The organism is Methylobacterium sp. UNC378MF (assembly GCF_900103195.1).
GTDB lineage: Bacteria > Pseudomonadota > Alphaproteobacteria > Rhizobiales > Beijerinckiaceae > Methylobacterium.
The window spans coordinates 1-8,998 of record NZ_FMWU01000061.1; the positions used below are offsets into that span (position 1 = coordinate 1).

Annotated in this window: 13 protein-coding genes; 5 read left to right on the forward strand and 8 right to left on the reverse strand. The window is 69.6% G+C overall.

Going from position 1 to position 8,998, the window contains the following annotated elements:
* Window positions 1–444, forward strand: a 444-nt coding sequence (locus BLT59_RS30115; RefSeq protein WP_175544173.1) for a transglutaminase-like cysteine peptidase, incomplete at its 5' end; no start/stop codon positions are given.
* Between the two features lie 6 nt (window positions 445–450).
* Here the strand turns inward: BLT59_RS30115 and BLT59_RS30120 are convergent.
* Window positions 451–708, reverse strand: coding sequence for a hypothetical protein (locus BLT59_RS30120; RefSeq protein ID WP_091789837.1), 258 nt, complete (start codon window positions 706–708; stop codon window positions 451–453).
* Between the two features lie 318 nt (window positions 709–1,026).
* Between BLT59_RS30120 and BLT59_RS30125 the strand changes: the two genes are divergently transcribed.
* Window positions 1,027–1,734 (forward strand): transglutaminase-like cysteine peptidase, encoded by a 708-nt coding sequence (locus BLT59_RS30125; protein WP_091789840.1) that lies wholly within the window; start codon window positions 1,027–1,029, stop codon window positions 1,732–1,734.
* A gap of 6 nt (window positions 1,735–1,740) precedes the next feature.
* Here BLT59_RS30125 and BLT59_RS30130 read toward each other — a convergent pair whose 3' ends face one another.
* From BLT59_RS30130 to BLT59_RS30160, 7 genes are all read right to left on the reverse strand, one after another.
* Window positions 1,741–2,070, reverse strand: a complete 330-nt coding sequence (locus tag BLT59_RS30130) for a DUF6949 family protein (RefSeq protein ID WP_091789843.1) — start codon at window positions 2,068–2,070, stop codon at window positions 1,741–1,743.
* 148 nt (window positions 2,071–2,218) lie between these two features.
* Window positions 2,219–2,434, reverse strand: coding sequence for a DUF3126 family protein (locus BLT59_RS30135; RefSeq protein WP_007565940.1), 216 nt, complete (start codon window positions 2,432–2,434; stop codon window positions 2,219–2,221).
* 93 nt (window positions 2,435–2,527) lie between these two features.
* A complete protein-coding gene (gene cysE, locus BLT59_RS30140; protein WP_091789845.1) occupies window positions 2,528–3,379 on the reverse strand; it encodes a serine O-acetyltransferase in 852 nt (283 codons plus the stop codon).
* Between the two features lie 229 nt (window positions 3,380–3,608).
* Window positions 3,609–4,493 (reverse strand): helix-turn-helix transcriptional regulator, encoded by an 885-nt coding sequence (locus BLT59_RS30145; protein WP_091789848.1) that lies wholly within the window; start codon window positions 4,491–4,493, stop codon window positions 3,609–3,611.
* Window positions 4,494–4,797: 304 nt separating this feature from the next.
* Window positions 4,798–5,772: a lytic transglycosylase domain-containing protein gene (locus BLT59_RS30150; protein WP_091789851.1), complete on the reverse strand. Its 975-nt coding sequence runs from the start codon at window positions 5,770–5,772 to the stop codon at window positions 4,798–4,800.
* 193 nt (window positions 5,773–5,965) lie between these two features.
* Complete coding sequence (locus BLT59_RS30155; RefSeq protein ID WP_091789854.1) at window positions 5,966–6,787, reverse strand: Cof-type HAD-IIB family hydrolase; 822 nt, start codon at window positions 6,785–6,787, stop codon at window positions 5,966–5,968.
* 4 nt (window positions 6,788–6,791) lie between these two features.
* Entirely contained in the window at window positions 6,792–7,361 is a 570-nt protein-coding gene (locus tag BLT59_RS30160) for a gluconokinase (RefSeq protein WP_091789863.1), read from the reverse strand.
* Between the two features lie 163 nt (window positions 7,362–7,524).
* On the opposite strand from BLT59_RS30160, the gene BLT59_RS30165 reads away from it, so the two are divergent.
* The 3 genes from BLT59_RS30165 to BLT59_RS30175 all read left to right on the forward strand — a co-directional run.
* On the forward strand, window positions 7,525–7,824 hold the full coding sequence (locus tag BLT59_RS30165) for a DUF3072 domain-containing protein (protein WP_091789857.1): 300 nt from the start codon (window positions 7,525–7,527) through the stop codon (window positions 7,822–7,824).
* 243 nt (window positions 7,825–8,067) lie between these two features.
* Window positions 8,068–8,265 (forward strand): Flp family type IVb pilin, encoded by a 198-nt coding sequence (locus BLT59_RS30170; protein WP_244514210.1) that lies wholly within the window; start codon window positions 8,068–8,070, stop codon window positions 8,263–8,265.
* Window positions 8,266–8,527: 262 nt separating this feature from the next.
* On the forward strand, window positions 8,528–8,998 hold a 471-nt coding region (locus BLT59_RS30175; protein WP_175544174.1), incomplete at its 3' end, for a polysaccharide biosynthesis/export family protein.

An 8,998-nucleotide genomic window follows, 5' to 3' on the forward strand; every position in this document is an offset into this window, starting at 1 on the left:
GCGGTCGACCGGAGCGAGCCGGCCCGGATCAGCCTGACGCCGGCGACCTGGGCGACGATCGTGTCGGTGAACCGGCGGGTCAACAAGGCGGTCGAGCCGATGACCGACCAGGACCACCTGCACGTGGCCGATCGCTGGGACCTGGCCGAGGACGGCATCGGCGATTGCGAGGACTTCCAGCTGCTCAAGCGCCACCTGCTGGTCGAAGCCGGCCTGCCGCGGCGGGCGATGCGCATGACCGTGGTGATCGACGAGAAGGGCGAGGGCCACGCGGTGCTGACGCTCGTCACCGACCGGGGCGACCTGGTGCTGGACAACAAGACCAACGCGATCCTGCCCTGGCACAAGACCGGCTACGTGTTCATCAAGCGCGAGAGCCAGGACGCGGTCGCCTGGGTCTCGCTCGGCGGCGTCACCTCCCCGATCACCACCGCCAACCGCTGAGGGGTCTCAGGCCGCCCGGCTCAGCGACGGCTGCGCGAGGCTCGCCACGTAGGACTCGACCCGGCCGATGAAAGCGGCGAGATGCGGGGCGACGCCCCGAAGGTTCGCCAGGTCCCGGACCAGGATGTCCCGCGACAGCGCCCTGTCGCCCTCGCTTGGCGCGTCGGCGAGATAGGAATCGACCGCGTGCTCCGCGATATTGATCGCACCGGCCCGACCATCCTCGGCGAGCGCTCTGATCACCTGCTGGATGGCGGGCTGCATCGCGGGTCCTTTCCTGGGGGCGGCTCCGTCCGCGACGGGCTGGCCGGCTTCATGCGCTTCGATCGAGCTCGTCGCGAATCCCCTGCGCGAGCCGCTCTCAGAAGCCGGCAAAGCTGACCTGAATCAAGGCCTTCCGAGAGGGTGCAGAGCGGCTATTCACCCAGCGCATGTGCTCCCGGCAAGCCCTGCGGATGCAACGCTCTCTTAAATCGGAACCGATGCGCCTCCCCACACGTTACCAACTCCACTTCAGCCCATTGTGCGTCGCACGTGGCCGTGTCACCCTTCCGTCATCATCGGGCGGCGGGGGCTTGAACCATGCGGCACGCGGATGGCGGAATCTCGTGTCAGGTGTTCGGCCCCCTGCAATGGCGCGGGTGGACGCATGCGGCGTGCCGGGCGCGTCAGGCGGCGAGTTTCGCCCTGCTGGGCACGATCCTCACGATGGGCGGTGCCACAACTCACGCCCATGCCCGGCTGGTTCTGCCGGATCAGGTGAGCGCCGCCGAACCGACTGGGCCGGTGCGGGCGATCGCCGGCTGGACGGATTTCTGCATCCGCACACCCCAGGAATGCACGGTCGACACCGCCGAGCCCGCCGAGATCCCGCTGACCGTGGCGGTGTGGCGGACCCTGCAGAGCGTCAACCGCCGCGTGAACGCGCGCATCCGGCCGATCACCGATCAGGCGCATTGGGGCGTCGTCGACCGATGGGACTTCCCCGATGACGGGTTCGGCGATTGCGAGGATTACCAGCTGCTGAAGCGGCGGATGCTGGTGGAGCGCGGCCTGCCGCGGCGCGCCCTGCTGATGACTGTGGTGATCGACGAGACCAACGAGGGCCACGCGGTGCTGACGGTGCGAACCGATCGCGGCGACTTCATCCTCGACAACAAGACCGATGCGATCCGCTCCTGGCGGCGCACCGGCTACAGCTTCATCAAGCGGGCCGGCCAGGATGGGGCGGCCTGGGTGTCCCTGGAGGGCAAGGACGGCGCCGCACAGGTGGCCACCGCCGAGCCCTGAATCCCGTCAGGCGCCGACCAGCATCGCCGCAAGGTCGAGGGCAACGCGGCCGGAGAGCAGGCTCCATCCGCACGCAATGATGGTCGCCAGCATCACGAACGGTATCGGCCGGCCCTCGATCCGCCGGCCGCGCACGGTGTTGCGCAGAATGATAAACGGCGCCGAGAAGGCCAGCATCGGTAAGGCCGCCACCGCGGGCAGACCGCCCCGCTCCAGCAGGCTGAAGCTCGCGCGCCGTGCCGCGAACAGCTCGAAGGCGCTGGCGATCAGGCCGGACAGCGCCAGCCCGATGCACAAGGTCCGAATCGATTCGAGGGCAGTCGGAGTGAGAACCATTATTCGCGCTCCCGATACAGGTTGCGCGCACTGTACTCACGCCGTTTACCGCTTGTTAAGCACGAGTCGACGTTAGCGTTAATCCGTGCACAGGTCGGGCCGGCGGAACCCGGCCCAGGGCACGGGATCGCGACCGCGGCGTGGTGCGTCAGGCCTCTTCCTCAAGATCGATGTCGAGGATCGCCATCCGGAAGACGAAGGAATCGTCTCCGTCCTCCTTGTCGTCGGCAATCACACCGATCGACTCCTCGCCGATGAACACCTCGGCGGAGTCGCCGGTCTTCATCGCCGTGAGGCGGATATTGTTGTTCGCGAACTTGCGACGCAGATAGTCCTGAAGCTTCGCGGTCTCGGCTTTGGTCACGCTGGTCGATCTCCCCTGGCGGCGCTGGCGCCGCGGATGGCCCGAGGGCTTGCCACGCCTAGGGCGGAGCGGCAAGCGCGGCGGCGCTGCGGGTCAGATCCCATCGCCCAGGTGGATGAACTGATCGAGGGCGACGAGCTGGTCCATCGCCCGGGCGGGATCGTCGCAGCCGGCGGTGCCGACCACGCGCGCCGGCACGCCGACGACCGTGGTGTTCGGCGGCACCGGCCGCAGCACCACCGAGCCCGCTGCCACCCGGGCGCAGGCCCCGACCTCGATGTTGCCCAGGATCTTGGCGCCGGCACCGATCATCACGCCGCGGCGGATCTTGGGATGGCGGTCGCCGCGCTGCTTGCCGGTGCCGCCCAGGGTCACGGCGTGGAGGATCGACACGTCATCCTCGATCACCGCGGTCGAGCCGACCACGAGCCCGGTGGCGTGGTCGAGGAAGACGCCCCGCCCGATCTGCGCCGCCGGGTGGATGTCGCACTGGAACACCTCGGAGACCCGGCTCTGGAGGTAGAGGGCGAGGTCGCGACGGCCGCGGTTCCAGACATGGTGGGCGAGGCGGTAAGCCTGCAGGGCGTGAAAGCCCTTGAAGTAGAGTACCGGTTCGAGGGCTCTCAGGGTCGCCGGATCGCGGTCGATCACCGCGCCGATATCGGCGCGGAACGCCTGCCCGATGCCCGGATCCGCGGTGATGGCCTCGTGAAAGGCATGGGCGACGAGATCGGCCGGCAACGACGGGTGCCCGAGCCGGGCCGCGACCCGGTGGGAGACCGCGCCTTCCAGCGTGGTGTGGTTCAGGATCGTCGAGACGATGAAGGAGGCGAGCTGCGGTTCGGTCCTCAGGACATCCTCCGCCTCGTCCCGCAGCCGCGACCAGACCGGGTCGACGACCGCGAGGTCATGCGATGGGTGAGTGAAGGCAGGACTGGCGCTCATGGGCGGATGCTCATGTCCGGGACTTCGAGTGGTTCGCCGGTTACGCGTGCGGCGGCCCGGTCCAGCGCCCGCCCGTGCAGGGCGGGTGTCCCGCCCGGGGCGGAAACGGATCGCAGCGCCGCCGGACCGCGCGTTCGGCCTTAGCGTGGTGTGCTGCACCGCGACGATCAAGGGCCCGCGCGGCCCAAAGGTCGCGTTGACCGCATGGCTGTCAGCGAACGGGAGCGGCTCAGTTCCCTGCCGGGACCGCTTGCCCGAACCGCGCTTCGATCGCCGTCGTCAGCCGGTCCAGCATCGTCTGGACCGGGATGTTGGAGGTGTCCACCGTGGCCGGGGCCCGGGCGTAGAGCGGCTCGCGGCTCGCCAGCACGGCACGCAGCTCCTGCATCGCAGAGGCATGGTCGCCCGTCGTGGCAAGGTGACCCTGCTCGCGGACGCGGCTCATGTGCTCCTCTGGCCGGGCACGCAGCCAGATCGTGTAGAAGGCCTGCAGCAGCAGATCGTAGGTGAGGGGCTCCGCGACGATTCCGCCACTCGTGGCCAGGATCAGCGGTCCGGGATGCTCGGTGAGGCGACGCAGGGCTGCCTGTTCCAGCCGACGGTAGCCCTCCTGGCCGTAGATCGCGAAAATCTCCTGGACCGACAGGGCATTCTCCCGCTCGATCTCGGCATTCAGTTCCACGAAGGTCCAGCCCAAACGCTCGGCCGCGAGCTTGCCGAGGGTCGATTTGCCGGCGCCGCGCAGACCGATCAGTGCTACCCGAGGCCGATTGCTTGATTCGAGTCGGGACCCGCCGGACAGCGCCTCCTTGGCCGCGGCGATCTGGGCCGGGCTCGCCTGACCGAGCAGGTCGCGCACCACCGGCCAGTCGGGCAGGGCGTCATGGCCGGTGATCAGATCGTCCAGCCGCACGCCCATGGCGTTGGCCACCCGCCGCAGCAGGATGATGGAGACATTCCCCTGGCCCCCCTCCAGCTGCGCAATGTAGCGCTCGGACAGGCCGGAAGTCTGCGACAGGACCTTGCGCGACAGCCCACGCACGGTGCGCGCATGTCTGACGCGGCGCCCGAGGTCCGTGAGAAAGAGTGATTCTTGTTCCACCACGCCGGTCATGGCGCCGTCCGCTTTCCTGCCAGCTTGAAAGCAGAGTCCGTGCCCTGCATGCCTGCCGCTTCGAGATCCGACGCGCCTCGGCGTCCCTCCGGGCCAAAGGTGCCCGAACGTGCGCGCGTAGACCGGCGTTTCCTGCCCTGAGATCCGTCGTGCGCCACCCGCGTACGACCGCTATGCTGCGGCGCCGGTCCGTACCGTACCGATTCAACCACGTTGCTGGCGTGGCGCCTATGTGTTGCGGAACCGTGCGATGGTCAAGCCTTGGGCATGATCCTTGTGTGGGCAGAAGCCCGGATCGGCGGACCTACTCGACCGGAAGGGCCGTGGCCTCGCGCACGGGCGCGGCGGCCGGCGCGCGCCGCGGTGTGGCGGCGGCGAGCATCTGGAGGGACGGACGACGCGGCGGCAGCGGCACCTCGACCGCTTCGGCCACCGCTTCGGAACTCGGCGCCGGAGCGGCGGCTTTCGTCGCCGGAGCGGGTGCCGCCTCGGCCGGCGGTGAGAGCCGCAGTTCCGCGACCTGCGCCGGCGCGGGATCGGTTGCCGCGACGGCGCTCCCCAGGCTGGTGGGCCGGCGCGGCGGCAGCGGCACCTCCACGGACGGAACGGCGGCGGCGGCCGGGGCCGCCTCCGGGCTGGCGGCCGGATCGATGGACAGGCTGGCGAGTACGACCGTCGCGCCGGCCAGGGCGGCCGGCCGGCGCGGCGGCAGCGGCACCTCGACGGTCTCGGTCGGGACCTCCGCCACCGCCGTGGTGCTGGGCGCGTAGGCCAGGGCCGATGCAGCGGCGGTGTTCCGGGTATCGGCGGCGCCGCCGCCGAACAGGCTGGCGAGGGCGCTGGCCGAGGCCGCCACGGGTGCCACCACCGAGGCCACCTCCGTGGAGATGCCCTGGCGTTTGGCCGCGTAATAGTAGCCGCGATTGTAGTATTGATAGGCTTGGCTGAGATTGCCCTTGGCCGTGCGGTAAGCGCCCGCCAGGTAGGCCACACCGTAGCGCAGGTTGGTCTGCGGATCGTACAGGCCGGCGGCGTCGCCGGTATAGCCGAGGCTGCGCGCGGTCGCGTGCTTGATCTGCATGAGCCCGAGGGCGCTGCCGCCCTTGGCCCGCGGGTTGTAGTTGCTCTCGCGCTTGACCACGGCGTGAACGAAGCTCGCCGGGACGCCGTTCGCCTTCGCCTGCTGCTCGATCAACGCGTCGATATTGTCGTGCGCGCTCTGCCCGAAGGCGGCTGCGGGCACGACCGCGAGGACGGCGGCCAGGATAAGGCGATGCATTCCGAGACCCGGTGCTGCTTGTTCTGTGGTCAAGCTAGGTCGCGGGGAAATGAGGCCGGAAAGCGGCCCCGGTTCGGCAGCCTGTGGGCGACCCGGGTGTCAGGGATGTCTGTGATCCGCACGCCACAGACGCGCGTCGCCTCGCGCGTCGGTGCGTTGGTCCACAGGGATGCCTGCGGAGATAGGTGACCGATCAGGGCAGGATGAGGCGCTCGACGGCGTGGGCGAAGCCATCGGCGTCGTTGCTGTCCGTGACCGCGCGCGCGGATGCCTTCACGGCGTCCTCGGCATTGCCCATCGCCACGGACAAGCCGCTCTGCGCGAACATCGGGCGGTCGTTGCCGGCATCGCCGAAGGTGGCGATCCGCTCGGGCGGGATCGCGAGATGCGCGCTCATCCAGGCGACGAACTGGCCCTTGTCGAGATCCGGCGGTGTCACGTCGAGGTAGTATTTCTGCGATCGGTGAACGGTCGCTTGGTCCGCCAGGGCAGCCCCGATTCGCGCCTCGCACGCCGCGAGATGGGCGTGGTCGCGGCTGACGCCGACGATCTTGGATGCGGCCCCCATGAGCGTCCCGAGGTCGGCGACGACGCGAGGCTCCGCGCCGATCGTGCGCCGCTCGAGGTCGGTGTAGGGGCCGTCCGGATCGCGCAGGCACCACGCGCCCTCGGCGAAGACCCAGACGTCGAGCTCCTCGGCCAGGAGCCGGTCGAGGGCCGACCGGGCTGCCGCCGCGGGGATGGTCCGTGCCTCGATGGTCGAGAGATCCGGCCGCACAACGCTCGCGCCGTTGAAAGCCGCCATCGGCAGGTCGAGACTTAGTTCGGCGACGAGGCTCCGCAGCCCGATCGGCGGCCGTGCCGAGGCGATGCTGAAGCCGATGCCGGCCGCGCGCAGTCGCCGCACCGCCGCCACCGTCGCCTCGGTCAGGCGCTTGTCGCCGGTGACCAGGGTGCCGTCGACGTCCGAGATCACCAGGGCGATTCCCCCGGCCTCGCCGGATCCTGCTGTCATCGGCTCACTCCCCGCCCGCATCCCGGCGCGCCTCGGCCGCTAACTCCGCCACGACCCGGTCGGCAATCGCCTCGGGCGGTTCGAGGATCCCGACGGTGATCGGGTGCTCGTCGGGAGCGGGAACTTCCAGGGTCGCGAACTGGCTGTCCAGGAGGCGCGGCGACATGAAATGGCCCCGGCGCTCGGCGAGGCGCTGCCCAATCAGGGCCCTGTCGCCGTCCAGATAGACGAGGCGGACGCGTCGGCTCCCCCGGGTGAGGATGTCCCGGTAGGCACGGCGGAGGGCGGAGCAGACCACCACACCCGACTCACCGGCATCGAGACGCTGCTGGATCCAGGTCGCGATCCGGGCCAGCCACGGGGCACGATCCTCATCGTCGAGGGCGTGACCCGCATGCATCTTCGCCACGTGCTCGGGTGTGTGGAAGCTATCACCATCCACGAAGATCCAGCCGAGCCTCTCGGCGATCAAGGCCGCCACGGTGCTCTTCCCCGAGCCCGAGACACCCATGACCACGAGCACCCGACCGGCGGCCGTCCCGACATCAGGCGTCGGCTCTGCTGGGGACGTCATCCAGACCACCGTGGCTCCAGGCGCTGCGCGTCCCATCATTAGGAGCGGGCGCGAAGAAGGAAAGATGTCCCCCGCGCTCGTCAGGGCCTCCTTGTGCCGGAACCGTAACGCGGCCGGGCGCGTTCATATCCGAGAACGCGAACATATAGGGAACATACACCGTATGACGACCACCACCGCAAAGGCGACGTCGAAGGCTGGCCGGAGCGCCGGATCGCACCAGGAGGCCGGCACGGGCAGCGCCAGCGACAATCCCAAGGCCGACCCGAAGGACGTGTCGAACCAGATCAAGGACCCGGACCAGTGGACGACGGGCGGCGAGCCGATGACCGGCGCGCAGGCCTCTTATCTGAAGACGCTCTCGGAAGAGGCCAAGGAGCCGGCGGCGTTCGATCCCGACCTCGACAAAGCCGAGGCCTCGAAGCGGATCGACGACCTCCGCCACAAGGCCGGCCACGCCTGAGCCGCGAAGGGCGCGCCTGCACCAGGCGCGCCCTTCGTCACGCCTAACCCTGCCGGCGTCTATCCCGGCCGGAACCGCCAAGCCCGCCCTGTTTCGGACACTTCATTAAGCCGGCGGCAATGGCGAGCGGCTATTCGGCCTTGTGGCGCGTGCGGCCACGCGGGCGGCGGGACTTGGAAGGCGCGTGCGACCATGGATGAGCCGGGATGCGGCGGGGCGGGGAAGGGCGCAATGCGATCCCGGATGACGTCCGCCTGGATCGACCGGATGCGCGCCGCGGCTGCGCGCTTCGCCCGCGACGCGTACGGCTCCACGGCGACGGAATACGCCCTCATCGGTGGCCTGATCTTCCTCGTCGCCGTCGGCAGCATCCGGTATTACGTGTCTCGCGTCAGCGCCGTCTACGGCAACATCAGCGCGGCGGTGACCCAGTCGAACTGAGCGGAGCAGGTCGGCCTCAGCCCGTCACGCGGCCGCAAGAGCCGGGCTGTCGCGGTCGATAAGGTCCAGATTTGTGTCCCGATATTGAAGACGTCCAAGCCGCGCCCGGCGTTTCGCGCGCCGATGCCCCGAAAAAGCTGTGCTTAACGAGGATGACTTGGCGGTCTCGGCCGTGGCGGGCGGAGTGTGGCTCACCCGCTACGGACACCTGGCCCGCTATGGGCTAGGCACGGGCTCGGCAATACCGATGGGCAACATCTGGATGCGCAAACTTCCCCACGTCCTGCTCGCCGTCACGGCGATGTCGGGCTGCACGTACCTGCCCGCGGCGGGTCCGACGGCGAGTGCGATCCAGGCTGGGGCTGAGGTGGCCACGGCCGATGGCGGCCTTCTCGCCCGCTACGAGATCATCGACGTCACGCCCTCGGTGGTCGAGGCCCTGCGCGGCCGCCCGCTCGACAGCCTGCTCGCCTCCTTCGGCGACCACCGTCCCTCCTCGGAGCCGGTCATCGGCATCGGCGACATGGTCTCGGTCTCCATCTGGGAAGCCGGGTCCGGCGGCCTGTTCTCCGGGCCGCTGGTGGCCGACCGCTTCTCGGCCGGATCCAAATCCGCCCTGATCCCCGAGCAGCCCGTCGGGCGCGACGGCGCCATCTCGGTGCCCTATGCCGGCCGCATCAAGGTCGCCGGCCGCCGCACCCAGGACGTCCAGGCGCTCATCGAGAACGAACTC